We start from the raw sequence: 25,612 nt of genomic DNA on the forward strand, positions 1-25,612 counted from the left end.
GTTCTCCTTCGTGGTGGTGGCGCAGGTCGTGCACCGCTCGCTGAACGTGCAGGTGCACGGCGTCTCCAGGACGACTGGAGCGGGCGCGGGTTGGTAGCGGTCGGTGCGGTGGGCGCAGTCGCAGGGTGCGCCGGGCCCGCCGGGGCTGTCGCAGTGCTGGTCGCGGGGTGCGCGCCGATCGGCGGCGTCTGCGCATGTCCGGCAGATCATCGGGTGTCCTCGGGCTGGGTGATGTCGACCTTGAGTCGCATGTGGTGTCCGTGTTCGGCGACCACCAGGTCGGCGATGGTCTGCTCCGGGGCGGGTGTGAGGTCGTGGTCGGCGCGGGGCGCTTCGCAGGTCTGGCCGTAGAAGTCGGCGGCGCAGGGGCCGCCGTTGCCCTGGTAGGTGTGGGTGGTGATGGGCCGCTCGCCCGCCGCGGTGCACTGGTGCTTGTCGGCGTACTCGCGGGCGATGTCCTCGTCGGTGTAGTGCTCGCCTGCCTGGGTGCCGCAGGTGTGGCATTGCCAGATCCAGCCGGCGCCGGGGATGAGGACAGTGCGGAGCCCGAGGTGCGGCTCGGCGCGGAGCTTGGCGAGGAGGGTGTCGGTGGTGGGCTCGTCGTGGATGACGAGACCGGTCTGCCGTGCGCACTTCGGCCCGTCGAGCCAGGCCCGGACGTCGGCGGTGGTGACCGGGCGGTGGTCGCGGTCGGCGATGTCGCACATCTCGCGGACGAACGCGAGGGCGTCCTGCGCGGCGTAGAGCTCGCGGCCAAGGTCATCGGCGACCTGACGGGCTTCGTCGGCGGTGAGCTCGGCCGGGTCGGGCCCGCTCATCTCTTCCTCAGTGGCGGTCTCCGCGGCGGCCGCGAAGGACACGGCGGCGCGGGGCTGGCAACCGTGGCCGCAGAGATTCGGCGGGTCGCAGCACATCGCGCAGCGGCAGCAGAGCGGCTGATCGCGGTAGTTGCGGTAGGTGACGTCGGGGCAGCCGCAGACGCAGCACCGTGCGGGCTCGGTGGGCGTGGTGCCGTCGATGAGGTCGGTGATGATGTCGCGGTGGTCGACGGTGCATCCGGCGTCCTCGCCGCCGCACGCCTTGGCGTCGGCAACGGCGCGACGGACGGAGGCGAGCGTGGCCTCGGCGGTCCTCGCGCGTTCGGCCCAGTGGCTCAACCAGCCGCGTACGCGCTGCTGTTCGGCAAGGTGTTCGGCCGCGCGCTTGCGGGCGCTGCGCCACGCGGCCCGGCAGCGGCGGGCGTCGGCGGCATGGAGGGCGATCTCTTCGGCGTAGGCGCGTACCCATGGCAGGTCGTGGGGTTGGGGGTCGTAGCCGGGTCCGGTGTGGGTGAGGGCGTCGAGGATGCGGCGCAGGCGGGGGCGGGTCACGGGCGGTCGGTCCTTCCGGGGGCATCCGCGCGGATGCGGTCGGCGCGGGCGCGGATCATGGCGGCGGTGTCACGGCGGGCGCGGCAGACGGGGCACGAGCATGTGACGTTGGCGGCCACGAGATCGGCGACCTCGCGCAGTTCGGCGGCGCGCACCTCGATCACGAGCGGGAGCAGGGCGTCGGCGTAGGACGCCCAGCAGCGCTCGCAGTCCGGGCAGCCGCGGTCACCGGGCGCGAAGCCGCACTCGCCGCAGAAAGCCCCCGCGGCGCTCAGGGCGGCGGCGATGCGCTGCCGGAGGTCGTCGGTGCTCACGCGTCACCGCCCGCGGGCCCGGCGGCTTCGCGCCCGTCCGGGGTGAGGGCGAGGCGCCGACCCTTCCCGGGCTCGTACGGGCCGCGCGCGATCAGTCCGGCCTTCAGGAGTTTCCGCAGGGTCGCGGGGTAGATCCCGGAGCCGTTGTCGGGGCTGCCGGGGTCGCGGCCGACGTACAGCTGGTGGTCGCGGATGTCGGTCAGGGCCTGGCGTTGGGCGGGGCTGAGGCTGGGGGTGCTCACTGCTCACCTCCGGCGAGGATCGCGTCCGCCAGCGCCAGCGCGGGCTTGATGTGGCTGCACGGGGCTTCCTCGCAGCAGTCGGGGCAGACGACGAGCCCGTTGCCGAGCACGCCCGGCTGGTAGTTGGCGGCGGCCTGGTCGAGCACGGTGACGAGCGCGGCGCCGACGCCGGGGTGCATGGCGGCGATGTAGTCGGCGTTCGCGCCGTTGCTCATGGGCTCGTTGACGACGTAGACGGGCGCCTGGTCCTCGTCGCCGGGCTGGTTGTGGAGGAGCCGGTCGCCGTGGTCGAGGGAGAGCCATGGCCCGGCGGTGAGCTGGGGGTCGGCGAGGCGACCGCGGAGCAGGGTGGCGGCGGCCTGGAGGCGCTCAGCGGGGGTGGGCGTGCTCACGCCTGCTCACCGCCCGCCGCAGCCGGGTCGAGGTTGTCGGCATACCGGTCGAACAGCGATCGGTAGTAGTCGCGGTGCGCGGGCCAGTGGCACGCGTCGTCGGCTTCGAGCATGGCGCCCAGTTCGCGGGCGTGGGCGGCGAGCAGCCTACGGGCGGACGCCTCGGCCTCGGCGAGGGTCAGGTCGGGGGTGGCGAAGATGGCGTCGCGGAGGGCGGCCAGCGTCGGCGGCAGGGCGTCGTCGGCCTGCCGCTCGCGGGCCGCGTCGTCGTCCACGGCCGGCTCGTCGGCCCAGATGGCGAGCCGCCCGTACCCCAGCTCCTCGTGGCTGCCGGTGTGCCCGGCCCGCAGGTCGCACGTGTGGCTGTCGGGGCCGGGGGCGTTGCACACCCGGGCGTAGGTGCCGGTGAACACGCCCAGGCGCAACGCGCAGCCGTTGGTGCGCTTGCCCTCGGCCCATTCGAACTCGATGGCGACGGGCCCGCCGTCGGGCGGCGTGCAGACGCGGGTGACGGTGACGGTGCGGGCGCCGGTGTCGGTCTGGCAGGTGTACCGGTCGCCGACGGCGGGGTGTTGTGCGGGCGCGGTGTCGCCCGGAACCGGGTTGCTCACTGCTCGCTGCTCCCTTCGGCGGGGGTGCCGTCGGCGTGCTGGACGAGGCGGTAGCCGCTGCTGGTGGGCCGGAGGCGGTCGAGGCGGATGCGGGTGGTGCGCATGCCGGGGGCGAGAGGCGCGTCGGTGAAGGTGCCGTCGCCGTTGCGGAGGATCTGGGCGGCGGTGACGTGGGTGGTGTCGACGGTCTTGATGCGGAGGTAGCGGCCTTCGCTGCGGGGGTCGTTGTCGGCCCAGATCTGTCCGGGCGTGGGCGTGGTCGTCATCGCTCGCTGCTCCCCTCGGCGGCCGGGACGCGCGGACTGACCGAGCACCGGGCGGTCAGGAACCTTGCGGCCTGCCGGTACTGGTCGCGGTCGTCCTCCGTGAGGTCGCCCCAGAGCGGGTAGTCGCCGTTGTTGACGTGGACGTCGGCCTCGGACAGCAGCTGCGCCAGGTGCTCGGGGCTCAGTTCTCTGGTGTTGGCGGGCTGGTCGGCGAGTTCCATCCGGACGGCGATGCGGACGACGTCCTGGACGGTCTGGTCGATGAGGGTGAACAGTGCGGTGGGGGTGACGGGGACGCGGGTGAGTGCGGCGGTGGCTTCCTGCTGGGTGGCGAGGTAGGTGCGGGCTTCGGCGAGGGCGGTCTGGGCGGCGTAGAGCTGTTTGGCGATCTCGGTGGTGTTGGGTGCGGTGATCGGGCGGGGGGTCATGTGTTCCTCCGGTTGGGGTTGTGGCGGGCCCCAGATTGGCGTCTGCGGGGCGTTCAGGGAGTTCGGTGGGGCATCGGGTGTTCGAGGGCCCGCGGGGCCCGCAGATCGGCGCCTGTGGTCGTTCGGTTAGCGGTACGGGTTCGGCGGGGTGGCGCAGGGGCAGTCGGGTTGGCACACGAGGGAGGTGGGTGGCTGGGTGGGGTACGGCCAGGCGCCGGGTGTGTGGCCGGGCCCGTAGCCGGTGGTGGGGTCGCCGCGTGCCGGGGGTGTGTGGCGGGTTGGTCGGATGAGGTCGCGGAGGTACGCGGACCAGTCGCCGTCACGGCGGAGGGCGCGGGTGTCGTCGGGCTGGAGGTCCATCACGCGGCTCCGGCGTGGGCGCGGGTGCAGGCGGCGCAGTGGGTTCGGCCGGGGCGTACGACGGGCTGGCCGCAGTCGGCGCAGCGGCGGAGCACGGTGGCCTCACTGTGGGGCTCGTCGGTCTGCGAGGGAGATGGGTCTTCGCGCGGCGGCGCGGTGCCCCCTACCTGTGGCTGAGGTGAGTGCTCAGCCATCTCTTGGTCAGCTCTCTGGGTCCTACCGAAGGTAGGTCTGGACTGGTCCCCCCCGGCGGGAACGGGTTCCGGACCCCGTTGCAGAACGGTGTCCGACCCCGTTCCGGAACGGTGTCCGAACTCCTCGGAAACCGTTCTGGAACGGTTTCCGGAACCCCCGGCGGGAACGGTGTCCGGAACCCGTTCCGCGTCGGTGTCCGGCTTCATCGCCGCCACCTGATCCGCGACCTCCTTCGCCTTGATCGCAGCCTTCCGCCGGGCCTGCCGGGTGTCGGTGTAGAGGTGGGCCCACAGCTCCCAATCCGGCCGCTGGGCGGGGATCAGCAACTGGTACACCGCGGTCTTGTTCGGCCGGCGGCGCTTCTCCAGCAACCCCACGGCGACGAGGAGTTTCAGGCAGCGGCTGACCGTTTCGTCGGTGCACCCGGCGATTGCGGCGATGGTCTCCTGCCCGACGAAAATGCTGGAGCCGTCGGCGTCGGCGTAGCTGGCGAGGATGAAGCCGATGTGGAAGGCCTTGCAGACCTCCGGCCGGCGGCAGCGCAGCGCTTCGTCCCGCACGCGGTTGATCCATGCGTTGCGGGGCGTTTGGACGGTGCGGTCGCGGTCGGTGCTCAAGGTCTCTCCGGCGGTGCAGTCGGGGTGTGGTGGGGCTGGCCGGGGCCCGCGGCGGGGGAAGACGCCGCGGGCCCGGTGGGGTCAGCGGTAGTTGTGGATGACGAGCCATCCGGGTTGCGGGTGCGCGGCCTGCCCGATGCGGGCGGCGACGGCGTTCAGCGCCTCGTTCCACGCGGTCATCTCGTCGACCGTGGCGAGCCCGCCCGGGGCGAGCGGCAAGACGGTGTTCTCCTCGATGCGCGTGTAGCGGGTGACGAGGAGCAGCTGCTCGTAGTCGCCGACGACGATCTGGCCGACGCTGTCCGCCAGGAGGTCGGGGCCGTCGCCGAGCGCCTTGTCGAGCTGGTCGAGGTCGGTGTCGTTGGGGATCTCGAAGCCGTAGGCGACGGCGATGGAGTGGTACAGGCCCATGTCGGGGTTCCGTTCGGGTGTGGTGGCGGGTCCGGCCGGGGCGCGGGGCCCCGGCCAGGCGGGGGTCAGCGCGGGGCGTTGTGGAGGTCCCGGGTGCGCTTCGCCCGCTCGTGTTCCTCGTACTGCTCCTCGCTGGGGTAGCCCGCGAAGTCCGAGTCGAGGACGACCGATGCGGACTGCGGGCCGGAGCCGACCTCGTCCAACGTCCCGTCCATGCGCCGCCTGCGGTACATCGCACGGGCGGCCTCGGCGAGGGAGGCGGCCTCTTCGTCGTCGCGGGCGGCCTCGGCGCGGGTGATGCGGAGCTTGACGGTGGGCTTCTTGTCCTCCCCGTCGGCGTGGCCGGTGTACGAGGTGGAGGTCAGCTCGACGATCGCGAAGACCGTGCTGCCGGGCCGCTCGAAGAGGCCCTGCTTCTGGGCGGCGGTGAGGGCGACGTCGAGGAACGCGGCACCCGAGTCGAGCTTCATCTCGGGGACTTCGTGCTTGGCGAGCTTGGGCATCTTGGCCCTTTCTGCTGGCGGGTGTTGATGGTGGCGAACGTGCTGGTCAGGTGCCGAATCGGTCGCGTTCGGCGTGCGCAAATGTGGTGTCTCGTCGCGCAGGTCGGAGGGTGGCGGCCGTGCCGGTCGTGTGGTGGAGATCACTTCACGTCCTCCGGGAAGTGGGCCGGGTTGGGGAGCTGGTCGAGTGCGTCGCCGAGCTGGTCGGCGAGACTGCGCCAGCGGGCGGCCTGGGTGGGGGCGGTGGTGTCCCGCGTGTCCGCCGCGGCGAGGAGGGCCTCGACGACTTCGCCGAGGTCGTCCGAGGTGGGGAAGACGAGGCTGATCACGGCGGCCTCACGCGGCGGGATTCGCGGCGTAGTACGCGTCACGGATCTCGCGCTTCGGGATGCCCCGCTCCGGGACCCTGATGCCGTTCTCCCGGGCCCAGGCGCGGATCGCCGCATAGTCCTCGGCGCCGCCGGGCGTGAGCGTGGTCGTGCTACCCGGCTTCGGCTTCGTGCTCTTCGCCGCGACCAGGTCCCGCTCGGCGTTCGCCAGTTGGGCCTTGAGCCGCTTCACGCGGGCCTCGGCGTCGGAGACCCGGGCCTCGCGTTCGGCGGCCTGCCGCAGGTCGGCCAGCGCGGAGCGGGCTTTCCCGGCGAGGGACTGGACGCGGGTGGAGTTGTGGGCGGCGCCCCAGGCGATCAGCGCCTCGACGGTGTCGGGCAGACCGCTGGCGGGCGGGGTGGGGGTGATGTCGGTGACGGTCACGGTGGTCTCCTGGAAGTCGAGGTCGGCCAGCGCCTGGTCGAGGGCCTGGGTGGCGGTGAGGTCGCCGCGGGCGATGGCGTCGCGCTGGTTGGGGGTGAGGCCGGCGCGCATGCCGTGGGAGTCGCCGGTGCGGTCGGTGGTGAGCGCGTCGTCGAGGCAGGCCTCGCGGACGGGGCAGCGGGCGCAGTACCAGACGGCGGTGCCGTAGCCCTGTCCGGCGCCCGGGAACCAGAGGTCGACGTCTGTGCCTGCGCAGGCGGCCTGCTGCCACCAGCGGGCGGGTGCGAGGCGCGGGGCGGTCACAGGGCACCGGCCTGGTAGTCGGCCTGTGCCTGCGCGTACTGCGCGGACAGTGCTGCCTCCGCGCAGACCTTGTGGGCGCTGGCGCCCTTGGAGTCGAGGAGCGGGGTCGGCTTGCCGCAGTATCGGCAGGGGCGGTCGTCGCCGCCCCAGTGGCGCCAGGAGCGCCAGTCGAGGAGCTGGCCGGGCCGGAACACCGGAACCCCAGCCGGTCGGCGTGTGCGCGGCTTCCGCGCGGCGCGGGCGCTCACGGCTGGCCCCCGGTGCGCGCGCGGCCGCCCCGGAGCTTGGCCCGCTGCTTGGACGTCAGCCCGCCGTACACGCCGAACCTGTGGCTGGCCGCGAGGGCGCCTTCGAGTTCGAGGGCCCAGGCGAGGCACTGCTCGCGGACGGGGCAGTACCTGCACGCCGAGAGGGCTGCGCCCGCCGCCCGCTCGTCGAAGAACACCTCGGGGTCGTCGTCACGGCAGTTGGCGCGGTCCATCCAGACGGACGCGTCGTCGGTGGTGTCGGGTGCGCGGTTGTTCACTGCCCCTCACCGCCCTGCGCGGTGGCGACGGTGGTGCCGGTGGTGCGGAGGCGGCGCGCGCGGGCGGTCTCGGCGGCCCGGCAGCGCTCGCACGTCTGCTCCCCACCCGCCCGGTGCTGGTTGTAGCCGCGGCGGCTGCCGCACTCCGGGCCGGTGGTGGGCGGGAGGAGCTCGGGCTTGGGCTGGTAGGTGCCGTATGGGCGCAGCGTGACGACGTCGGCGAGGGCCTCCTCGTACACGGCGGTGGTGACGCCGGTGGGCAGCGTCATCCGGCCACCGCCGTGGGGAGGCGCCAGACGCGGATGACCGCGCCCGGCTCGTTGAGCGCGTCCAGGCCCTCACCCGGGAACATCTTCCGGGCGGTCACCTCGACGACTCGGGAGTCGTCGGCGATCGCACCGGCGGTGGTGAGCGCGTCGAACGTGGCGCGGAGGAGCTTGTCGATGTCGCCGCTGTCGCGGGTCGTTGGCCAGGTTGTGCGGCGTTTCGGAGCGGAGGCGGGCTTGCGGACGGTGAACGCGATCTCGATGGACAGCGGTCCGTCCAGGGGCTGCGGCCGGGCCATGGGCATGCCGCCATAGGTGGTGATGTGGCGGCACGTCATGGCGGCGGTCGCGGCGTCCTCGACGGCTGCGCGCCAGGGCTTGACGCGCTTGGACTGCTCGATGAGGCGGCCGTTCCCGACGTGCCGCTTCGAGCCCTGGGGGGCGGGCCGGTGGCCGTGGACAGTGATGATGAGGTCGGCGGGGTTCGGGTCAAACACCGGGGGCCTCCTCCCGGGTGGTGCCGCACCCGCGGCAGACGAGGCCCGCCTCGGTGCGGTCGTGGGCCGTGGACATGTGGCCGCACCGGGCGGTGTGGCACGGCAGGTACGCGTCCGCCACGGGCCGGGGTGCGGCCGGAAGCGGGGCCGGGGTGCGGCGGTGCTCCCGCCCGGCCCACAGCACCGCGAACAGGACGGCGGCGACGGCGGCCAGGGCGAGTGCGGCGCCGGTGAGGGCGATGGGGATGTTCACCGGGCCGCCTCCTCCCGGTTGTACGCCTCGGCGGCCTGCTGCTCGTTGATCCGGCCGAGCTGGCGGACCTGCGCGTCCAGCGACGCGCAGGCCTCCTCACGCTGGCGCAGGCGGCGCAGCAGCTCGGACCGTTCGGCCTTCCACGCGTCCGGGACCGCGGCCGCCGGGGCTGCCTTCAGGCGGCGCCGAAGCTCCTCGTTCTCCTCGCGGGCCTGGTCGAGCTGGCGGGCGAGGCGGACGACGTTGAAGTGCTCGGTGCCCGCGGTGCCGACGGCGTCCTCGCGGGCGTCGGCGAGCCGCCGGATCTGCTGGTTGGCTTCCGCCAGGTGACGGCGCAGCGTGCGCTTCGTCGTCATCACGCCTCACCACCCGCAGGGACAATCGGCCACTCCGTACGGACCGACGCCGCCTTGTCGTACTCGCCGCGGCCCACGAAGTACGTGGCCAGGCCCTCCGCCTGCTCGCGCGCCCACACCACCTGCCGGTCGTGCAGGTCGTCCACGCCCAGGTCGCGCAGTTGCTCGAACTGCTGGTACTGGCCCAGCTCGAACCGCGGCCGGTCCGCGCGCGGCATCGCGACGAGCTGTCCGATGCGGTACGCCACCCTCGCGGCCATCAGCGCGTCGTACTCGCTGCCGTGGGCCGCGGCCTCGTCCCATCCGAGGCTGTAGACCTGGGCGACGGTGATGAGCTGCCGCGGGCCCTGCGTCGGCGACGGTCGGCGGCGTCGCGGGAGGACGTGCTTGTCGAGGACGCTGGTGTCGATGACCCGCATGCGCCGGGTCGGGGGGAGCGCGTCGTCGAGGCCGACCCCGAGGTGGCGGCGAGCCTCCCGGTCGATGATCGACAGGTCGTAGACGACGTTGTGGCCGACGATCGGCACCCCGGCGGTGACGGCCTGGCCCAGCTCGGCGAGAACCTCCTCGATGACCTGCTTCGCCGGGGCGCCGTGGGCGCGGGCGTGCTCGGTCGTGATGCCGTGCACCGCGGCGGCGCCCGCAGGGATCTCGATCCCGGGGTTGGCGAGCCACGTCTTCGGCTTGGCACCGTCGCGGCCGACGCGGATCACGGCGGCGGACACGACACGGTCGGTGTCGATGTCGATGCCCGTGGTCTCCGTGTCGAGGGCGCACATGGGCTCGGTGTGCCAGCTCATCGGCCGGCCCCCGCTCCGGGCTGCGCCACGGCGGGCCACCCGGCGGTGTCGGCGGGGGGCTCGTCGTCGACGATCTCGCCGTCGTAGACGCCCTCGTCGTCCGGGCCCGGCTTGTCGTCCGGGGCCTCGCCGGTGCGGGTGTCGATGCCCTTCGCGATGTCGTCGGCGATCCGGACCAACTCCTGTGAGAGCGGGTCGGTGCCCTTCGGGTCGACGTGCCCGGCGCGGTTGGCGCGGTGCCAGACGGCGCGGGCGTCCTCGACGGTCCGGCACTGCCGGGCCTCAGCGGCGTAGTCCGGGCGGGGCGCCTCCAACGCGGGCCGGTCCGTCTGCGCGCCGGGGTCCAGGGCCATCGCCGTCGTCAGCGGGCCGGACAGGGCCTGCCGCGGGGTGACGCCGCGCAGCTCAACGACGATCACGGGGAACTTCTTCGTCTTCCCGGCGCGGACCACCTGCCGGGGCTCGATCCGCAGGGTGACCGGCACGAACCCTTCGCCGTTGGTGCCCTTGAGGACCATGTCGACCATTCCGCCCCACTCGGCGGCGGCGTAGAACGAGTGGGTCTCGGCCCGCCACATGCCCATGCCCGTGAGGTCGGGCAGCATCACGTTCAGGCGCGAGGTAGCGGCGCAGACGGTGCCTTTCTTCTGCTGGTGCCAGTCCTCGCCGAACTGGCGAGCGCACAGGCAGGGCTGCCGTGTGAGGAGTTCCGTCTCGCCGTCGCACCGGCGCTGGCAGCCGCCGCCGGTCCACAGCTCGTTGTACTGGTTCAGCGGGTCACCGGGGGTGATCAGTGCCTCGATCGCGGAGGCGGTGGTGATGACGCGCCACTGGGCGATGTTCGAGTTGAGCGGCGTCCACTGCTCCGCCGTGCCGCCCCACAGCTCGGCCGCCCTGCGGACGTGCTCCTCGCTGTGGGAGGTGACCACGAACGTGGCCGAGCGGACGGGCTGCTTGCCCTTGGTGTAGCCGGTGCGGAGGCGGCCGTGCTCAGCGGCGCGGGCCTGGATGTTGAGGAGTCGGGCGCCCATGGTCAGGCTGCCTTTCGGTCGGTGGCGGCGGGGGCCCACGACGGGACGACCGTCGGGTACGCGCCCGCCGCGGGTGCGGAGTGCAGGTAGCGGGTAGTGGCCAGCGCCCCGAGGAACCCGGCGAACTGCTCGCGGCCGGACGGCAGCTCGATCAGGCGGTGGGAGCGCGGCCGGAGATTGAGGATCGCGGTGCGCGTCGCGCGGGGCGCGGGCTCCTCGGTGTCGTCCGGGAGGATGATCAGCGGGGCGTGCCGGAGCGCGGCGAGCTGGAGCGGCTGCTCGTCGTAGACCGTGGTGGCGGGCTTCTTCGCGCTGGTCTTGTAGTCGACGAGCCAGAGCTGACGGCGCCCGTGCGGGCCGGTGGGGAGCCAGATCCACAGGTCGCCGGTCCCGGCGTACCCGCGGGCCCGGTTGAAGACCGTGCTCTCGACGGCCTCGACGTCCCGGTCGAAGTCGATCCGCCACAGCCGGAACCAGCGGGCGAGCTGGACGGCGTAGGGCTCGACTTCCGGGTCCGCCGGGTACGGCGTGCCCAGGACGAGGGCCTGCGCCCGGACGTGGACACGGGTACCGAGGTCCTTCGCGCGCTCCGACGAGGCGCGGTGCAGCCCGACCAGCTCGCGGCGGAGCGCGGTCGGCTCGGTGCGGGCCCGCCGCGCGGTCGCGATCGGGTCGGCGAGCACGGCGTCCGCGGCGCACCCGGCGGCCCACGGCAGGAGTGCCGGCTTGGCGATGGCGGACAGGGCGTTGGTGACGCTGATGAGGTCGGGCCCCCCGGCGGGGTCGCGGTAGTAGCGACCCCGCTCGGTGGCCTGCGCGAGGCGCGGGTCAGTCACGGCCGTCCTCCGTCGTGCTTGTGGTGCGGGTGTAGGTGCGGTTGCCGGGCCCGGGGTTCGGGACGAGGTGGCCGTGGGCGGTGAGCCACCGGGCGTCGAGGCGGGCGGTGTTCCGGTTGTCGCCGAACCCGGCGCGCGCGTTGGCGGCGGCGAGGTCGACGGCGCGGATCGGGACGGGCATGTGCTGTATGGCCACGGCCAGGTGCGCGCGGCGCGTCAGAACGGTGGAAGCGGGAGGCATCCCGTGGTCACTCGTCACCCGGGATCACCTTCAGGGCGTACTTCCAGACCCACGAGCTTCCATCCACGTACAGGCGCGGGAAGTCCCAGATGTTCTGCTCGGGGTCGCCCACGTATCGGACGCGGTCGATGGGAAGGCCCGGCATCTCGACCTCGATCACGCGGGAGTCGGGGAGGTGCAGGGCGAAGCCGTAGCGGCCGTCGCCGTCGAGGTTGGGTTGACGAATGTCGATGGCCTTGATGCCCATGCCCGCGAGGTCGTTGACGAACTGGCGGATCGCGGCGTGGGCGTTGACCTCGCTGGCTTCGGGGACAGGGCCAGAGCCGGGGTTAATGATCAGCGTCACGACGCGGCCCTCCGGTCCTGCTGCCGGGGCAGCTGCACCACCGGCGCCGGGGCGCCCGCACGGGCCGCCTCGTCCGCCAACTGCTGCGTGTCCGCCGCGGTGAGGTCCATCTCCGCTGCGGTGTCGAGGTAGGCGAGGTCGAGCACGTCGCCGAGGGCACCGTCCAGCTCACCCTCCGCCGGGTCGCGGTTGATCGTGCCGAGGTCTTCCAGAGCGTCGATCAAGCGGCGGCCGCGGTCGGCGTCCTCGACGAGGACGCGGCCGATCGCGATGAGCGCGGCCCGCTGGATGGCGTCGGCGCGGAGCCGCGCGGGGCGGCCGAGCGCGGGCTCGGTGATCCCGATGTTCTTGTTGATCACCGGGCACCCCCGGTGCACTGGTGGCCCGCGGTCCGCGGTCCGCCGCACGAGCACTGCTCCGGCGGCAACACACCCCGCACGGGCGGCGCCATGGCGTTCATCTGGTGCCCTCCCTGGGGCTGGTTCTGACGGAGGCGGCCGCCGACGACGGTCCCGATCGGGACCTGAAGGGCCAGCCAGCCGAGGACGATCAGTGAGGCGGTCAGGTGGCTCATGCGCGAACCCCCATCCGGTGGCGGCCGTGAGCACGGCGCACCGCACCCGCCACCACCCGCGACACACGGCCCACCCCGCGGGCAGCCGCCGTCACATACCGGCGGACCATGTCCTGAGCGGTACGGGCATCGGCGGCACGCGCGGCCAGCCACGCCCGCCCGTCCTGCCACGAACGGCGCACGTTCTCCGGGTGGTTGGCCACGTGGCCCGCGAGGAGCATCAGGCCCTGCGGCCCGGCGACCGCGGCGACCACGGTGGCGATGACCTGGGTGTCAGTCACGGCGACCACCCCGCCCGCGGGCGTTCACGGCCATGCAGAACAGCACCCACGCGATCCCGAGCGCACCCGCGGTCAGCGCCCACACGGCGTCAGCGGCGTTCACGAGCGCTCACCGCCCGCGGCCAGGCCGGTGGCCACGGCCAGCGCGGTCTCCGCGCAGTCGTACGCCCACAGCCCGTCCGGGCCCACGACCGGCAGCGCCTGCCACCGGCCGCCCACGTACGCCCGCCGCCGACCACCGGCACGACGGCGCGCGAGGATCGCCCACCGGACACCCAGCGGCTCACGGCGCACCAGCACCCGCTCCGTGTCCGACACCGGCACCTGGTACTCGGTGACCAGCGCGGCGGCCGTGTCCAACTCGACGAGGCGTTCGCGGAGCACCTTGTTCTCCGCGGCCAGCTCGGCGACCGCCTTCTCCTGGAGACCGCGGAGGATCTGCCGGGCGCCGGTCGTGTCGCCGACCGCCTGGGTGAGGTACGTGAGGGCCGCGGTCTCCACGTCCGGCCGGTGCCACGCGCTCACCGCGTCACCACCGGGCTGGAGTAGCCGGTCAGCTGCACCGTCGCGCCCGAGAACGAACCGAGCGCCGACAGGTACGCGTTCGACGCCCCGTTGTTGAACCGCACGTCCTTGATCGGGATGTGCAGGGCGACACGCCACGCCTCGAAGTCGCCGAACCCGCCGTGCACGGACACGTTGATCGTGTCGGGGCGCCGCGGGCTCACCTCGATGTACGGGGCGGGGAGATCGGAGCGCGCCTCGATGAGGTCGGATGCCGCATAGAGCGTGTGCACCATGACGGTGCGAGTCGCGGTGCTCACAGGGCACCCCCGTGGGTGCCGTAGCCGTCCAGCAGCTCGTGCAGCCAGCGGTACTCGTGGCTGACCGCGAACGCCCGGACATTGGCCACCTGGACCCGCAGCCGGTCGACCTCGGCCAGCAGCGCGGGCACGTCTTGCCGGGCGGCCGCCGCGAACTCGGCCTCCGGCGTCACATCCCGGTGCGCGTTCTCCACGCTCGTGAACGGACCGAACCCGACAGCGAGCCGGTCGGTGCAGCCCTCGTCGCAGTCGCACCCGTCGTAGTCGACCGCCCACGGACCGGGCGCGATGCCCTCTACACGGGCGCGGATCTCGGCGAGCTGCTGCTCGCCCAGCGGGGCGCTCACGCGTCCTCACCCGCCTTCGCGCGCAGGCGGGCGATCTCCTCGCGGGCCTCCGCCAGCTCGTCCTGCGCCGTGCGCTGGTGCTCGGCGTAGGCGACCAGGTCGTCCCGCCACCGCTGGACGCCGAGCAGCATCGACTCGGCGACCTTCACCTGGTCGGCCAGGGGCGTGCTGTTCGGGAAGAGGAAGCTGACGGACGTGCTCTGCTCGGCGTCGGAGTAGAAGTACAGCGACCCGTTGATGGCGGCGGTGCCGCGGGAGGTCGCGTGCTTGTCGAGGAAGATCGTGATCTGGGCGCTCACAGCGCGCCCCCGGTCTCCACGGTGGCCGTGGTGGGCATCGGGGCGGAGCCCCAGTCCGGCTGCTGCACGTACCCCGCCGCCACGGACGCCGCGAAGTCGACCGGCGAGCACGAGTCCGGACCCGCGTGCGGCGGCACCCAACCCGGGTAATCCGCGGCCGTCGACACCGGCGCACCCTTCACCAGCGCCGCGAACCGCCGGTCCGCGTCACCATCCAGATCATGCCGATCCGGGTCATCCACCGGCAGACCCACACGCAGGGCCTCAAAGTCGTCGGCGGTCATGCCGTCACCTCGGTGGCGTCCGCAGCCGCGTACAGCACCGCGCTCACCGACTCGGTCGTCCGGCCCTCCACGTCACCCCACGCCGCCACGTGCAACTCGCACTCGAACGGCCGGTCCAGATGCACGACCGGGTCGTCCTCGCTGATCTCCAGCCGCCCGGCCAGCACGCTCACCGCGCGCTCCGACAGCTCCGTCTCCACGTGCCGACCGGACACCGCGAAGCGGATCGCCGCGACGATGCTCAGCGGGCGGGAGACGTGCGCCGTGGTCAGCACACGGTCGAACGGGTCGGGCAGGTAGTCGCCCTGCCAGTGCCCGTTCGCCGCGATCAGCCGCGCGGCCGCCCGGTAGACACCGGCCAGACTCGTCGGGTGCGGCACGGTCACGGTCGTCAGAACCGGCCTGCGCCCGTAGGCGGGGACGGACGTCGCGCTGACGTCCGGCATCATGGTGGTCAAGGCTCTCGCCTCTCCTTCGGTTGGTTGAGCAGGGGCGTGATGCCAGCGGGGTCGTCCGGTCGGGCAAAGAGCGGACGGCCCTGCATCACGCAGGGGGAAGTGCAGGAAGTCAGGCGGCCTCGGCGGCGGCCTTGCGACGCCGGCGCTTCGCCGCGGACGCCAGGCCCATGCGGGCGAAGTGCGCCTTCCGCAGGGACTCCGCGGCCTGCGCGATCACCTCGGGCGAGGCGCCCGGGTGCAGCTCCTCGGCCTGCTTCGTGAACTTCGCGGTGGCGGCCTTACGCGCCTTCGCGGTGCGCTCCGCGCGGTCAGCGGTGTTGGCCCACTGCGTGTGTGCGCCGAGCCGGGCGCGCAGCGTGCGGTCAGAGGGGTCCATCAGTCGTCTCCTTCTCGTTATCCCCATCCTCGTACGGGGATGAGATTGGCAAAAAAAGAGCCTTGCGCGGCAGGTCGAAGGCACTTGCGACGCTCGTCGCATCCTCCGCCTCGCACGTCGGGCGAGTCCCTTTCAGCAACTTGTGCACCTTGCTGTACGACAGCCCCGTGGCTGCCGCGAGGGACCGCACGGTGTACACCCTCTCGCCCGGCCTCGGGCACTCCATCAGTCGCCTGAGCAGCGCTTTGTCGTGCAACCGGTACCGATCGGGCATGTGGAGTCCTCCGTTCATCCCCATCCTCGAACGGGGATGAGCACAGCTTAAGCGTAGCGTTAGGGGGCGCGTCAAGCGGCGCGCGCGAATCCGGTCGTGCGTCCACACGCCGCCGCGTTTTCAGGACCTTTACGCAGGCCCGATGGTCATCCCCGTACTGGGATGTGGACAATGGACACCGCGAGCACGTGATCCCCTCCCCAGGGTGACGCCGACACACCCGGACCACGTGCCGCAGACCAGGAGACCGAGAGATGGCACCGCAGGGCAGCGAGACCCTGACGCAGCTCATCGCTGCGGCCGCCGGCGACCGCGGCAGAGGCATGACGTACGCCGAGCTGGCCAAGAAGTCGATCGACCCGGTGACGAAGTACCAGCCGTCGCCGAACCTCCTGAACAAGATCGGACGCGGGGAGTACGTCAAGCTCAACCCGCCCCTCGTCGGTGCCATCATCGCCGGGCTTGGCCTGCCCCCCGCGCGCGTCCATGCAGCCGCGCACCGGCAGTACATCGGCGAGTGGGAGGCCGTTGACCCAGGCCTCGGTGGCGGCGGCGAGGACGACGAGGTGATTCGTGTGGCCCAGCGTGGCGACGCAACGCCCGGCGGCGGTACGGGAGTTGAGGAGTTCGTGCGGCGGTCGCGTGAAGATGATGTGCGCGATGACTCCTGAGCAGGGCGAATCGAACGTGGCGTGAAGGTCTGTTCGAGTTTGAACTTCCCCCGATCGGGTGACGACATGATTGCACCCACACGCGTAGAGTGAGCCCACCTCGCGCGATCGAACGGGCGTGCGAATCAATGATGCTGCGCGCGCCCGGGAATGGGGGCCGGGTGATCGAGGTACGAGTAAGCGATGTGCGGCTGGGTGAGGGACGGGCCGTCGCACTTCGAGACACACTGTCCGTCGTCGATCTCGGGATCGACTTCACCCAGCCGCCCGAGGACATCGTTGCAGGCCTCGCGGCCCTGATTCGCGAGAGCATCCAGACGGGCCGCTGGACCCGGAACCGGCCACCGTACGGCGGAAACGGTGAGGGCAGCCCCGGGCCCAACTGACCAGCGGGGCGCCTACTTGAAGCGGTCGCCCGGGGAAATCTCCCCGTGGCGCCGCCGGGCCCGCTCCTCGCCCGCGCTCTTCCCGTACCGGTTGAGCATCTCCCGGCTGCTCCACCCCATGATCCGCATCAGCGCGTCGTCACCGCCACCCTCCACCTGCCACAGATGCGCGAACGTGTGCCGGAACCGGTGCGGGTTGATGGCGCCGATGCCGGCCTCTGCGCACCGCCGCTTGAGCATGTGCTCCATGCCCCACACCCCGAGCGCGTCCCTGCGCTTGTACGAGATCCACAGCGGGTCGGACGGCTCCAAGGCTCGCTTGAGGTACTTCGCCGCAGCCCGCTGGTAGCGGTCCATCGCGAGCGCCGTCGTCCGGCCGAACGGGAGCGGCCGCTCGCGGTCGCCCTTCCCGAGAACGTGCAACACGTTGATGTCGAGGTCGAGCTTCTCCTGTGTGCGGAGCATGATCTCCGACAGGCGGCCGCCCGTGTCGACGAACATCAACAGCAGCGCGCGGTCGCGCCGGTCGAGGAACGACGTGCCCTTGCAGGTGGCGAGCAGCTTCTTGATCGCGTCGTCGCCGACGATGGGCACCTCCCTCTCCGTGCCCTGCGGCGGCTTCATCTTCCGCATCGGGCTCCGGTCCATCTCCTCTTCCTCGACGAGCCAGTTGAAGAAGGTCCGGTTGCTGCGGAAATACTGCGCCGCGGTCACCGCGCTGGTCGTCTCGGTCATGTGCGTGATGAACGCCTCAACGTGCTCGCGGTGGATCCCGTCGTCGCCCTCCAGTCCGGTCGGCGCCGGCCGCATCGCGTCGCCCTCAGCGGACGGTTCGTAGCTGACGAGGAACGCGGCGAGCGCGCCGGCTGCACGGAGGTATACGCGCTCGGTGTTCGCCGAGACGTTGCGGGAGCGCAGCGAGCGCGCCCACGACGCGACGAGGGGGGACAGGTCGTACCCGGTCACGGTCATCTCCATCCTGGGACGGGTATGGCCGCCGCGTGCGGGGTGGTGGTGCACGTGGCGGGGGGTGATGCGACGACCGTACGCCGGATCGGCGGAGAGGGGGAGCACTTGGCCGGTATGCGCTGCGCTTACGCGGGCCTCACCTGCGGTGTGCAACGCTTCGCAGGTGAGGCCATGTTTGCGCCCCCGGCAGGACTCGAACCTGCGGCCAAGTGCTTAGAAGGCACCTGCTCTATCCGCTGAGCTACGGGGGCCGGACAGCGGCCGCGGCTGTCTACGCCCCTGGCTGGTTCCGTGACCTGTGCCGAGGTCAAGGATAGGGCGCCGCGTCCGTGCTGCTGTCTGCTTCACCCGCGTGGCACGTTGTGGAGGTTCGGTGAAGCGGTCCGATAATCGCAGGCAGGCGCGCGAGCCGCATCGCTTTTGACGGGTCGCAACGCTGCTGTTGTGCACTCGTTATGCCGGTGGCTCATTCTGGCTCCCACGCCCCACTGGGCACCGTCCACCAGGGCTTCCGCGCCGTTCGCCGCCCTTTCGTACGGCCATTGCCCGGCCTTTCCGCGGTTGCTGCCCTGTGTCCTGCCGGGTGTCGGCGCCGTCCCGGCTGCCGCCGCCGGTTGGGCGTTATCCCGGCTGAATGGGGCCAATTGCCCGAAATACGCTTCATAAACAGTCCAATATCGGGCATTCTGCCGATGTGGCGATCTTGGATGTACGGCCCGAGCTGCTCGACGCGTTGTCCGCGCTGCGTGATCGCGTCGGCACCGCCTGCTTCCCCTTCCCGCTGCCAGGAGCCGCCCGCGCCCGCCGCACCCGCCAGGAACTGCTGGCGCAACTGGACGACTACCTCACACCCCGGCTCACCGCCCCCGAGGCGCCACTGCTCGCCGTGGTCGGCGGCTCGACCGGGGCGGGCAAATCCACCCTTGTCAACTCACTTATCAGCCGACGTGTGAGCGAATCCGGCGTTCTGCGCCCGACCACCCGCACCCCCGTTCTCGTCTGCCACCCCGAAGACCGCGCCTGGTTCGCCGACCCCCGGGTGCTGCCCCGGCTGTCCCGCGTCTGGGCCGTGCGCCAGCGGGTCCGCGGGGACGACGACGCGCCCGACCGCAGCGAACCGGCCCGCGCCGAACTGCGCCTGGAGTGCGACGACTCCCTGCCGCGCGGGCTCGCCCTGCTCGACGCGCCCGACATCGACTCCCTCGTCACCCGCAACCGCGAACTGGCCGCCGAGCTCATCTGCGCCGCCGACATCTGGATCCTGGTCACCACCGCCTCCCGCTACGCCGACGCGCTGCCCTGGCACCTGCTGCGCACCGCGAGGGAGTACGACGTCACGCTGGCCACCGTCCTGGACCGGGTGCCGCACCAGATCGCCGACGACGTGAGCAGGCACTACGCGGCGCTGCTGGCCAAGGCGGGGCTCGGCGACGTACCCCGCTTCACCGTGCCCGAGCTGCCCGAATCCGCGGGCGGCGGCGGGCTGCTGCCGCTCACCGCGGTCGCCGGCCTGCGTGAATGGCTCACGCACTGCGCCCAGGACCCCGCCGCGCGGCAGCACGCCGCCCGCCGCACCGCCGAGGGCGTGCTCGACTCGCTGCGCAGCAGGCTGCCCGAGCTGGCCGCCGCCTCCGCCGCGCAGCACGCCGCCGCACTGCGGCTGGCCCGCGCCGCCGAGGAGTCGTACGAACTGGCCGCCCGGCACATCGACGCCGCCGTGGCCGCCGGTGCCCCGCTCGCCGGGGAGGCGCTCGCCCACTGGCGCGGCTATCCGGCCTGCGGGCCCGACGCCCTGCAGGGCGCCCTCGCCGAGGAAGTGGCCGCGCTGCTGCGTGCCGAGACCGACGCCGCCGACGAGCGCATCGCCGAGGCCTGGCAGAACGACCCGGCCGGGGCCGCGCTGCTCGACGACCCCGCCACACGCCCGGACCGCGACCAGGTGGCCGTCGCCGCACGGATCGACAAGGGCGTACGGCGCTGGCGCCGCGCCGTCATCGACCTTTCGTACGCGCACGTGCGGTCCGGACGGGACGGCGAGCGGCAGGCGGCCGACCCCGAGGACCTCGCCGCGCTGCTGTGCACCGCGCTGCTCGGCGGCCGTCGCGGGCGAGCGGCCGGCGAGCGGCTCGCGGAGACCGTCGGGGCCCAGGCGGCGCTGCGGATGCGCGACGCGGCCCGGGACCGGCTCGCCGACGCGGTCGCGGGTCTGCTGGACGCCGAGCGCGACCGCCGGCTGGCGCCCGTCGACGGCTACGACGTCACGGCGGGACAGCAGGCCGCACTGATCTCCGCGCTGTCCCTACTGCAGAAGGAAAGGTGACCCCGGTGCGCCCGACCACCACCGACCAGTCGTCCGCGGTGCCGGAGCCGGAGACCGGACGCGCGCTCCCCGGCACCCCGCTCCCCGGCACCCCGGGCCCCGGCTCGGCGGCCCCCGCGGGCACGGAGACCGGCGGCGGAGCGGCCGATCCGCTCGGCGCGCGGGTGGACGCCCTCGGCGAACTGCTCGGGCTGTCCCGCGCGCGGATCAGCCCCGACGCGCTCGCCGAGACCGGCGAGCTGCTGGAGCGCATCGGGGAGCGGCGCAGGCTCTCGCACGAGCACACCGTGGTGGCGCTCGCCGGGGCGACCGGAAGCGGCAAGTCGTCGCTCTTCAACGCCCTCGCCGGGCTGCCGCTGTCCGCGACCGGACTGCGCAGGCCGACCACCGCGCGGCCCGTCTCCTGCGCCTGGCACCCCGAGCGGGCCGCCGGGCTGCTGGACCGGCTGGGCATCGCACCCCAGGACCGCTACGCCCGGCGCCCCCGCATCCCCGCACCGGCCGACGCCCCCGACCGTGCCGCGGCGCCTGCGGGCGATGCGGAACCCGGAACGGACGCGCCCGCCGGGCCCGGCGCCGACGGTGCGGTGCCTGCCGTCGCCGTCGAACCCGAGGGCGGCGACGGCGGACACGGCGGGGCCGACGGCATCCCGGTCGGCGACGGAGGCTTCCCCGCCGGTTCCGGCGAGGTGGCCGCCCGCCCCGGCGGCGAACGGTCCCCGGGCCGGGGAGGCGACACCGTGGGGGGCGGCACGAGCCTGGGCGGCCTGATCCTGATCGACCTGCCCGACCACGACTCCGCGGCGCCCGGCCACCGCGCGCAGGTGGACCGGCTGCTGGGGCTGGTGGACGTCGTGGTGTGGGTGCTGGATCCGGAGAAGTACGCCGACGCCGCGCTGCACGAACGCTATCTGCGCCCTCTCTCCGGCCATGCCGATGTGACGGTGCTGGTGCTCAACCAGGTCGACCGGCTGCCGGGCGACTCCGCCGACCTCGTCCTCGACGACCTGCGCAGGCTGCTCGACGAGGACGGCCTCGCGGTGGGTGAGCACGGCGAGGCCGGCGCGGTGGTGCTGGCCACCTCCGCGCTCACCGGGCAGGGGGTGGCCGACCTGCGGGGCGTGCTGGCGCAGATGGTCGCCGAGCGCGCCGCCGCCGGCCGCCGGCTGGCGGCCGACCTGGACCGGACGGCGGACCGGCTGCGCCCGCTGTACGTGGCCGAAGGCGGCGCCGGGCTCACCGACCCGGCCCGGGAGGAATTCGTCGACCGGCTGGCGGACGCGGTGGGGGCAGCCGCGGCCGGTCAGTCGGCGGAACGGGACTGGGCTGCCGCCGCCCGTGCGGCGTGCGGGACACCGTGGGGGCGGCTGAGAGGAGAACGGACGACGGCGGACGCCGGATCCCGGGAGGCCCCGGCTTCACCCGACCGGCCGAAGGGACCGGTCGGCAGGGCCGGTGCGGCGCCGCTCACCGCCTCCCGCCCGCTGGTCGGCGAGGCGGTGCGGGGACTGGCCGCCGACGCCGCGCGGGGGCTTCCCGCGCCCTGGGGGCAGGCCGTACGCGACGCGGCGCGGCGCGGGGGCGAAGGACTGCCCGCGGCGCTGGACGCGGCGGCGGCCCGCGCCGAGCCGGGGCCGCCGGAGCACCCCGGGTGGTGGTCGGTCGCGCGCGGGGTGCAGTGGCTGCTGATGGCGCTCGCGGTCGCCGGGGCGGTGTGCCTGATCACCCTCTCCGTCGGCTCGCTGGAACTGGCGTGGTGGCCGCCCGTGGTGATGGTCGCGACCGGCGGGGCGGGCGGGCCGCTGGTCTCCGCGGTCTGCCGGATCGCGGCCCGCGGTCCCGCCCGGCGGCACGGCCAGGCCGCCGAGCGGCGGCTGCGGGACGCGGCCGCCGACTGCGGGCGGGCCCGGGTGCTGGAACCGGTCGCCGCCGAGCTGATGCGCTACCGCGAGGTGCGTGAGCAGTTCGCCGTCGTGGCCGCCGCCTCGCCCGTCTCCCCGCGCGTCGCGCACGCACGTGATTCCCAGGCCGTGGTGTCCCACACCCGCTCGTCCGAGTGACCTGGTTGTCCACAGAAGAGAGTTATCCACAGGCTTAGGACGATCTCTCCTCGACTGTCCTGGATTCAGGGCACGATGTTCTCAGCGCGTTCCACCCGGGACGCCGGAGGAGAGAGGCCCCTGTGATGAACGAGACCCTGGTGACCGTCGTCGGAAACGTGGCGACGGAGCCCGAGATGCACACGACGGCAACGGGCGTGGGCGTGACGCGCTTCCGGCTGGCCTCGACCAGCCGGCGGTGGGACGCGACGCGCGGGGCATGGGCGGACGGGCCGACGAGCTTCTACACGGTGCGCGCGTGGCGGACGCTCGCCGGGCACGTCAAGGAGTCGGTCGGGCTCGGCGAACCGCTCCTGGTCCAGGGCCGCTTGAAGATTCGTGACGACGAGCGGGACGGTCGCCGCTACGTCGACGCCGAGATCGAGGCGGTGGCCGTGGGCCACGACCTGTCACGGGGCGTCGCGCGGTTCAGCCGGACGCTGCTGCCGCCCACGGCCCGGCCCGAGCCCGTGGCACCCCCGCCGGCCGCCCCGGAACCGGTGCCGGTGAGCTGAGCACCGGCGCATGGGAGGGTCGCAGGGCGTCCGGGGCCCGCGCCCTCCGTGCCGCCGCCGGTCCCGGCGCGCCCGCACCCGGCGCCGGTACCCGTTCGCCCCGTGGGGTGGACGTACGGCAAGATGGGGTGTATCTGCCCTCACGCGGCGGAGCCGCACATTGGCCCTTCTCGATCTGCCGGACGGTTTCTCTTGGCTGAGTACATCTACACGATGCGCAAGGCGCGCAAGGCGCACGGCGACAAGGTCATCCTCGATGACGTGACGCTGAGCTTCCTGCCGGGCGCGAAGATCGGTGTGGTCGGTCCGAACGGCGCCGGAAAGTCCACCGTTCTCAAGATCATGGCGGGCCTGGAGCAGCCGTCGAACGGCGACGCGTTCCTGTCGCCCGGGTTCAGCGTCGGCATGCTGCTCCAGGAGCCGCCGCTGGACGAGACCAAGACCGTGCTGGAGAACGTCCAGGACGGTGTGGCCGAGGTCAAGGCGCAGCTGGACCGCTTCAACGAGATCGCCGAGCTGATGGCGACGGACTACTCCGACGCGCTGCTCGACGAGATGGGCAAGCTCCAGGAGAAGCTCGACCACGCCGACGCCTGGGACCTGGACGCGCAGCTCGAGCAGGCCATGGACGCGCTCGGCTGCCCGCCCGGGGACTGGGCGGTGACCAACCTGTCCGGTGGCGAGAAGCGCCGGGTGGCGCTGTGCAAGCTGCTGCTGGAGGCCCCCGACCTGCTGCTGCTGGACGAGCCCACCAACCACCTGGACGCCGAGTCCGTGCAGTGGCTGGAGCAGCACCTGGCCAAGTACGCGGGCACGGTCGTGGCCGTCACCCACGACCGGTACTTCCTGGACAACGTGGCCCAGTGGATCCTGGAGCTGGACCGCGGACGCGCCATCCCCTACGAGGGCAACTACTCCACCTACCTGGAGAACAAGGCCTCCCGGCTCAAGGTCGAGGGCCAGAAGGACGCCAAGCGGCAGAAGCGCCTCAAGGAAGAGCTGGAGTGGGTGCGCTCCAACGCCAAGGGGCGGCAGGCCAAGTCCAAGGCGCGCCTGGCGCGTTACGAGGAGATGGCGGCCGAGGCCGACAAGGTGCGCAAGCTGGACTTCGAGGAGATCCAGATCCCGCCGGGCCCGCGGCTGGGCGGCGTCGTGGTCGAGGTCGAGCACCTGTCGAAGGCCTTCGGTGACAAGGTGCTGATCGACGACCTGTCGTTCACGCTGCCGCGCAACGGCATCGTGGGCGTCATCGGCCCCAACGGCGCGGGCAAGACCACGCTGTTCAAGATGATCCAGGGGCTGGAGGAGGCCGACTCCGGCAGCATCAAGGTCGGCGACACGGTGCGGATCTCCTACGTCGACCAGGGGCGGTCCAACATCGACCCCAAGAAGACGCTGTGGGAGGTCGTGTCCGACGGCCTGGACTACATCAACGTCGGCCAGGTCGAGATGCCGTCGCGGGCCTACGTGTCGGCGTTCGGCTTCAAGGGCCCGGACCAGCAGAAGCCGTCCGGGGTGCTCTCCGGCGGTGAGCGCAACCGGCTGAACCTGGCGCTGACTCTCAAGCAGGGCGGCAACTTGCTGCTGCTGGACGAGCCGACCAACGACCTCGACGTCGAGACGCTGTCGTCGCTGGAGAACGCGCTGCTGGAATTCCCCGGTGCGGCCGTGGTCGTCTCCCACGACCGGTGGTTCCTGGACCGGGTGGCGACGCACATCCTGGCCTACGAGGGCAACTCGAAGTGGTTCTGGTTCGAGGGCAACTTCGAGTCGTACGAGAAGAACAAGGTGGAGCGGCTGGGAGCGGACGCCGCACGGCCGCACCGCGCCACCTACAAGAAGCTGACACGCGGCTGATGGCTCGGCACATCTTCCGCTGCCCCCTGCGCTGGGGGGACATGGACGCCTACGGGCACGTCAACAACGTCGTCTTCCTGCGGTATCTGGAAGAGGCGCGGATCGACTTCATGTTCCGCCTGGCGCCGGGGGAGGGGAGCGCGTCCTTCACGGGAGGCTCCGTGGTGGCGCGGCACGAGATCGACTACCTCCGGCCGCTGGTGCACCGGCACGAGCCGGTGGTCGTCGAGACGTGGGTGACGCACATATCGGCGGCGTCCATGACCGTCGCGTACGAGGTCAAGGACGAGGAGACGGTCTACGCGCGGGCCACAACGGTCGTGGTGCCGTACAACCTGGCCGCGGGGCGTCCGCGGCGGATCACGCCGGAGGAGCGGGCCTTCCTGGAGAAGTACCGCGACGACGACCGTGACGCGGACGGCGACGGGGCCGTCGCCGTATGACCGAGGTCCGGCTGGTGCTCGGCCATGACGGCGGCTCCGCCGGGGCGGACGGCGAGCGGGAGGCGGCGGACCTGGCCGCTTTCCTCGGGCGGCTGGTCCGCTGGGACAAGGCTGCGGTGGTCCGGCTGCGGTCCGCCGAGGGCGAGCCGGCGCTGGGCGTCTTCGGGCACCCGCCGTTCGGCGGCGTGCTGGCCGTGCGCAGTGCCGCGCTGCGCGGGGCCGGGCCGGTGGGCGCTGCGGTGGACGCCACGGTGTCCGCCGGGCAGCTGCTGGAGGAGGTGACGGCGGCGGAGGCGGGTTTCGGGCTGCCGCCGTCCGTCACCGGGCCCGCCTGGGCGGGGGTGCTGCCGCCCCGCACCGGCTGGCAGCGGGTCGCCGAGCTGGACGCCGGGCAGGTGCGCCGGGCCGCCGCCGGGGCGGTCGCGGAATTCCGGGCCCGCAGCGAGGGGCTGCCCCGGGAGGAGCGGACGCGGGCGGTGCTGGACGCGCTCGCGGAGGAGCTGTGGACCCGCCCGTGGCAGGGCACCACGCTGCGGGTGGTGCACGCCGCCCACGCGCTGGGCTTCCTGCGCGGCGGCGAGAGCGCGACCGGCGGAGCCCCCCTGGCGCTGCTGGCGGCCGGCCCGTGGGCGCGGCTGCGCACCGAGTACGGCTCGGTGGCGGTCCGCCGTGAGACCCCGGGCGCCGGGCTGAGCTTCACTCCGGCGTAGCGCTTCCG

41 protein-coding genes and 1 tRNA gene are annotated in these 25,612 nt (G+C 72.9%); 8 read left to right on the top strand and 34 right to left on the bottom strand.

Features of this window, described 5'->3' with window-relative positions; all coding sequences use genetic code 11:
• Positions 1-206 precede the first annotated feature (206 nt).
• The 32 genes from ACWERV_RS17135 to ACWERV_RS17290 form a co-directional block, all read right to left on the bottom strand.
• Positions 207-1,370 carry a hypothetical protein gene (locus tag ACWERV_RS17135; RefSeq protein ID WP_452933574.1) on the bottom strand — a complete coding sequence of 388 codons (1,164 nt, stop codon included), beginning with the start codon at positions 1,368-1,370 and terminating at the stop codon, positions 207-209.
• On the bottom strand, positions 1,367-1,684 hold the full coding sequence (locus tag ACWERV_RS17140) for a hypothetical protein (RefSeq protein ID WP_452933576.1): 318 nt from the start codon (positions 1,682-1,684) through the stop codon (positions 1,367-1,369). The genes ACWERV_RS17135 and ACWERV_RS17140 overlap by 4 nt, the downstream gene beginning before the upstream one ends.
• On the bottom strand, positions 1,681-1,926 hold the full coding sequence (locus ACWERV_RS17145; protein ID WP_452933578.1) for a hypothetical protein: 246 nt from the start codon (positions 1,924-1,926) through the stop codon (positions 1,681-1,683). The genes ACWERV_RS17140 and ACWERV_RS17145 overlap by 4 nt, the downstream gene beginning before the upstream one ends.
• On the bottom strand, positions 1,923-2,318 hold the full coding sequence (locus ACWERV_RS17150; protein ID WP_452933579.1) for a hypothetical protein: 396 nt from the start codon (positions 2,316-2,318) through the stop codon (positions 1,923-1,925). Before ACWERV_RS17150 ends, ACWERV_RS17145 begins: the two co-directional genes overlap by 4 nt.
• A complete protein-coding gene (locus tag ACWERV_RS17155; protein ID WP_452933581.1) occupies positions 2,315-2,929 on the bottom strand; it encodes a hypothetical protein in 615 nt (204 codons plus the stop codon). The genes ACWERV_RS17150 and ACWERV_RS17155 overlap by 4 nt, the downstream gene beginning before the upstream one ends.
• Entirely contained in the window at positions 2,926-3,195 is a 270-nt protein-coding gene (locus ACWERV_RS17160; RefSeq protein WP_452933583.1) for a hypothetical protein, read from the bottom strand. The genes ACWERV_RS17155 and ACWERV_RS17160 overlap by 4 nt, the downstream gene beginning before the upstream one ends.
• Positions 3,192-3,623 (bottom strand): hypothetical protein, encoded by a 432-nt coding sequence (locus tag ACWERV_RS17165; RefSeq protein ID WP_452933584.1) that lies wholly within the window; start codon positions 3,621-3,623, stop codon positions 3,192-3,194. Before ACWERV_RS17165 ends, ACWERV_RS17160 begins: the two co-directional genes overlap by 4 nt.
• Positions 3,624-3,982: 359 nt before the next feature.
• A complete protein-coding gene (locus ACWERV_RS17170) occupies positions 3,983-4,795 on the bottom strand; it encodes a helix-turn-helix domain-containing protein (protein WP_452933586.1) in 813 nt (270 codons plus the stop codon).
• Positions 4,796-4,876: 81 nt separating this feature from the next.
• A complete protein-coding gene (locus ACWERV_RS17175; protein ID WP_452933588.1) occupies positions 4,877-5,206 on the bottom strand; it encodes a hypothetical protein in 330 nt (109 codons plus the stop codon).
• Between the two features lie 65 nt (positions 5,207-5,271).
• Positions 5,272-5,709: a hypothetical protein gene (locus tag ACWERV_RS17180; RefSeq protein ID WP_452933590.1), complete on the bottom strand. Its 438-nt coding sequence runs from the start codon at positions 5,707-5,709 to the stop codon at positions 5,272-5,274.
• Positions 5,710-5,849: 140 nt separating this feature from the next.
• A complete protein-coding gene (locus ACWERV_RS17185) occupies positions 5,850-6,038 on the bottom strand; it encodes a hypothetical protein (protein WP_452933592.1) in 189 nt (62 codons plus the stop codon).
• 7 nt (positions 6,039-6,045) lie between these two features.
• Positions 6,046-6,765 (bottom strand): WhiB family transcriptional regulator, encoded by a 720-nt coding sequence (locus tag ACWERV_RS17190; protein ID WP_452933594.1) that lies wholly within the window; start codon positions 6,763-6,765, stop codon positions 6,046-6,048.
• The gene (locus ACWERV_RS17195; protein ID WP_452933596.1) at positions 6,762-6,959 is read right to left on the bottom strand and encodes a hypothetical protein; all 198 of its coding nucleotides are present in this window, start codon (positions 6,957-6,959) and stop codon (positions 6,762-6,764) included. Before ACWERV_RS17195 ends, ACWERV_RS17190 begins: the two co-directional genes overlap by 4 nt.
• Positions 6,960-7,009: 50 nt before the next feature.
• Positions 7,010-7,291, bottom strand: coding sequence for a WhiB family transcriptional regulator (locus ACWERV_RS17200; protein ID WP_452933598.1), 282 nt, complete (start codon positions 7,289-7,291; stop codon positions 7,010-7,012).
• Complete coding sequence (locus tag ACWERV_RS17205) at positions 7,288-7,560, bottom strand: hypothetical protein (RefSeq protein WP_452933600.1); 273 nt, start codon at positions 7,558-7,560, stop codon at positions 7,288-7,290. Before ACWERV_RS17205 ends, ACWERV_RS17200 begins: the two co-directional genes overlap by 4 nt.
• Positions 7,557-8,054, bottom strand: coding sequence for a RusA family crossover junction endodeoxyribonuclease (locus ACWERV_RS17210; protein WP_452933601.1), 498 nt, complete (start codon positions 8,052-8,054; stop codon positions 7,557-7,559). The genes ACWERV_RS17205 and ACWERV_RS17210 overlap by 4 nt, the downstream gene beginning before the upstream one ends.
• Positions 8,047-8,307, bottom strand: a complete 261-nt coding sequence (locus ACWERV_RS17215) for a hypothetical protein (RefSeq protein WP_452933603.1) — start codon at positions 8,305-8,307, stop codon at positions 8,047-8,049. Before ACWERV_RS17215 ends, ACWERV_RS17210 begins: the two co-directional genes overlap by 8 nt.
• On the bottom strand, positions 8,304-8,663 hold the full coding sequence (locus tag ACWERV_RS17220; RefSeq protein ID WP_452933605.1) for a hypothetical protein: 360 nt from the start codon (positions 8,661-8,663) through the stop codon (positions 8,304-8,306). Before ACWERV_RS17220 ends, ACWERV_RS17215 begins: the two co-directional genes overlap by 4 nt.
• A complete protein-coding gene (locus tag ACWERV_RS17225) occupies positions 8,663-9,463 on the bottom strand; it encodes an exonuclease domain-containing protein (protein ID WP_452933606.1) in 801 nt (266 codons plus the stop codon). Before ACWERV_RS17225 ends, ACWERV_RS17220 begins: the two co-directional genes overlap by 1 nt.
• Positions 9,460-10,494 (bottom strand): recombination directionality factor, encoded by a 1,035-nt coding sequence (locus ACWERV_RS17230; RefSeq protein WP_452933608.1) that lies wholly within the window; start codon positions 10,492-10,494, stop codon positions 9,460-9,462. Before ACWERV_RS17230 ends, ACWERV_RS17225 begins: the two co-directional genes overlap by 4 nt.
• A 2-nt stretch (positions 10,495-10,496) precedes the next feature.
• Positions 10,497-11,330: a hypothetical protein gene (locus ACWERV_RS17235; protein ID WP_452933609.1), complete on the bottom strand. Its 834-nt coding sequence runs from the start codon at positions 11,328-11,330 to the stop codon at positions 10,497-10,499.
• Positions 11,323-11,511: a hypothetical protein gene (locus tag ACWERV_RS17240; protein ID WP_452933611.1), complete on the bottom strand. Its 189-nt coding sequence runs from the start codon at positions 11,509-11,511 to the stop codon at positions 11,323-11,325. The genes ACWERV_RS17235 and ACWERV_RS17240 overlap by 8 nt, the downstream gene beginning before the upstream one ends.
• Before the next feature lie 67 nt (positions 11,512-11,578).
• Positions 11,579-11,917, bottom strand: coding sequence for a hypothetical protein (locus tag ACWERV_RS17245; protein ID WP_452933613.1), 339 nt, complete (start codon positions 11,915-11,917; stop codon positions 11,579-11,581).
• Entirely contained in the window at positions 11,914-12,276 is a 363-nt protein-coding gene (locus ACWERV_RS17250; protein WP_452933615.1) for a hypothetical protein, read from the bottom strand. The genes ACWERV_RS17245 and ACWERV_RS17250 overlap by 4 nt, the downstream gene beginning before the upstream one ends.
• Positions 12,277-12,487: 211 nt before the next feature.
• Positions 12,488-12,772, bottom strand: a complete 285-nt coding sequence (locus ACWERV_RS17255; RefSeq protein WP_452933617.1) for a hypothetical protein — start codon at positions 12,770-12,772, stop codon at positions 12,488-12,490.
• A gap of 99 nt (positions 12,773-12,871) precedes the next feature.
• Complete coding sequence (locus ACWERV_RS17260; RefSeq protein ID WP_452933618.1) at positions 12,872-13,297, bottom strand: hypothetical protein; 426 nt, start codon at positions 13,295-13,297, stop codon at positions 12,872-12,874.
• On the bottom strand, positions 13,294-13,596 hold the full coding sequence (locus ACWERV_RS17265) for a hypothetical protein (RefSeq protein ID WP_452933620.1): 303 nt from the start codon (positions 13,594-13,596) through the stop codon (positions 13,294-13,296). Before ACWERV_RS17265 ends, ACWERV_RS17260 begins: the two co-directional genes overlap by 4 nt.
• Complete coding sequence (locus ACWERV_RS17270; protein WP_452933622.1) at positions 13,593-13,943, bottom strand: hypothetical protein; 351 nt, start codon at positions 13,941-13,943, stop codon at positions 13,593-13,595. The genes ACWERV_RS17265 and ACWERV_RS17270 overlap by 4 nt, the downstream gene beginning before the upstream one ends.
• Complete coding sequence (locus ACWERV_RS17275; protein WP_452933624.1) at positions 13,940-14,242, bottom strand: hypothetical protein; 303 nt, start codon at positions 14,240-14,242, stop codon at positions 13,940-13,942. The genes ACWERV_RS17270 and ACWERV_RS17275 overlap by 4 nt, the downstream gene beginning before the upstream one ends.
• Positions 14,239-14,526, bottom strand: a complete 288-nt coding sequence (locus ACWERV_RS17280) for a hypothetical protein (protein ID WP_452933626.1) — start codon at positions 14,524-14,526, stop codon at positions 14,239-14,241. Before ACWERV_RS17280 ends, ACWERV_RS17275 begins: the two co-directional genes overlap by 4 nt.
• Positions 14,523-14,975, bottom strand: a complete 453-nt coding sequence (locus tag ACWERV_RS17285) for a DUF6197 family protein (protein WP_452933697.1) — start codon at positions 14,973-14,975, stop codon at positions 14,523-14,525. The genes ACWERV_RS17280 and ACWERV_RS17285 overlap by 4 nt, the downstream gene beginning before the upstream one ends.
• 118 nt (positions 14,976-15,093) lie before the next feature.
• Positions 15,094-15,360, bottom strand: a complete 267-nt coding sequence (locus ACWERV_RS17290; protein ID WP_452933628.1) for a hypothetical protein — start codon at positions 15,358-15,360, stop codon at positions 15,094-15,096.
• Positions 15,361-15,888: 528 nt separating this feature from the next.
• Here ACWERV_RS17290 and ACWERV_RS17295 point away from each other — a divergent pair.
• Complete coding sequence (locus tag ACWERV_RS17295) at positions 15,889-16,305, top strand: hypothetical protein (RefSeq protein WP_452933630.1); 417 nt, start codon at positions 15,889-15,891, stop codon at positions 16,303-16,305.
• A 161-nt stretch (positions 16,306-16,466) separates the two neighbouring features.
• Positions 16,467-16,691 (top strand): hypothetical protein, encoded by a 225-nt coding sequence (locus ACWERV_RS17300; protein ID WP_452933632.1) that lies wholly within the window; start codon positions 16,467-16,469, stop codon positions 16,689-16,691.
• 12 nt (positions 16,692-16,703) lie between these two features.
• On the opposite strand, the gene ACWERV_RS17305 is transcribed toward ACWERV_RS17300, so the two are convergent.
• Positions 16,704-17,669, bottom strand: a complete 966-nt coding sequence (locus ACWERV_RS17305) for a tyrosine-type recombinase/integrase (protein WP_452933634.1) — start codon at positions 17,667-17,669, stop codon at positions 16,704-16,706.
• A 169-nt stretch (positions 17,670-17,838) separates the two neighbouring features.
• Positions 17,839-17,911, bottom strand: a tRNA-Arg gene (locus tag ACWERV_RS17310).
• A 443-nt stretch (positions 17,912-18,354) separates the two neighbouring features.
• Here ACWERV_RS17310 and ACWERV_RS17315 point away from each other — a divergent pair.
• The 6 genes from ACWERV_RS17315 to ACWERV_RS17340 all read left to right on the top strand — a co-directional run bounded on the left by ACWERV_RS17315 (position 18,355) and on the right by ACWERV_RS17340 (position 25,604).
• Positions 18,355-19,980, top strand: a complete 1,626-nt coding sequence (locus ACWERV_RS17315) for a dynamin family protein (protein WP_452933636.1) — start codon at positions 18,355-18,357, stop codon at positions 19,978-19,980.
• Positions 19,981-19,985: 5 nt separating this feature from the next.
• Positions 19,986-22,040 carry an ATP-binding protein gene (locus tag ACWERV_RS17320; RefSeq protein WP_452933638.1) on the top strand — a complete coding sequence of 685 codons (2,055 nt, stop codon included), beginning with the start codon at positions 19,986-19,988 and terminating at the stop codon, positions 22,038-22,040.
• Positions 22,041-22,165: 125 nt separating this feature from the next.
• Entirely contained in the window at positions 22,166-22,594 is a 429-nt protein-coding gene (locus ACWERV_RS17325; RefSeq protein WP_398181441.1) for a single-stranded DNA-binding protein, read from the top strand.
• Positions 22,595-22,786: 192 nt separating this feature from the next.
• Entirely contained in the window at positions 22,787-24,451 is a 1,665-nt protein-coding gene (ettA, locus tag ACWERV_RS17330; protein WP_398181443.1) for an energy-dependent translational throttle protein EttA, read from the top strand.
• On the top strand, positions 24,451-24,894 hold the full coding sequence (locus ACWERV_RS17335) for an acyl-CoA thioesterase (protein ID WP_452933640.1): 444 nt from the start codon (positions 24,451-24,453) through the stop codon (positions 24,892-24,894). The genes ettA and ACWERV_RS17335 overlap by 1 nt, the downstream gene beginning before the upstream one ends.
• On the top strand, positions 24,891-25,604 hold the full coding sequence (locus tag ACWERV_RS17340) for a hypothetical protein (protein ID WP_452933642.1): 714 nt from the start codon (positions 24,891-24,893) through the stop codon (positions 25,602-25,604). Before ACWERV_RS17335 ends, ACWERV_RS17340 begins: the two co-directional genes overlap by 4 nt.
• The last annotated feature ends 8 nt before the right edge of the window (positions 25,605-25,612 follow it).

It is taken from the genome of Streptomyces sp. NPDC004031 (assembly GCF_053604375.1).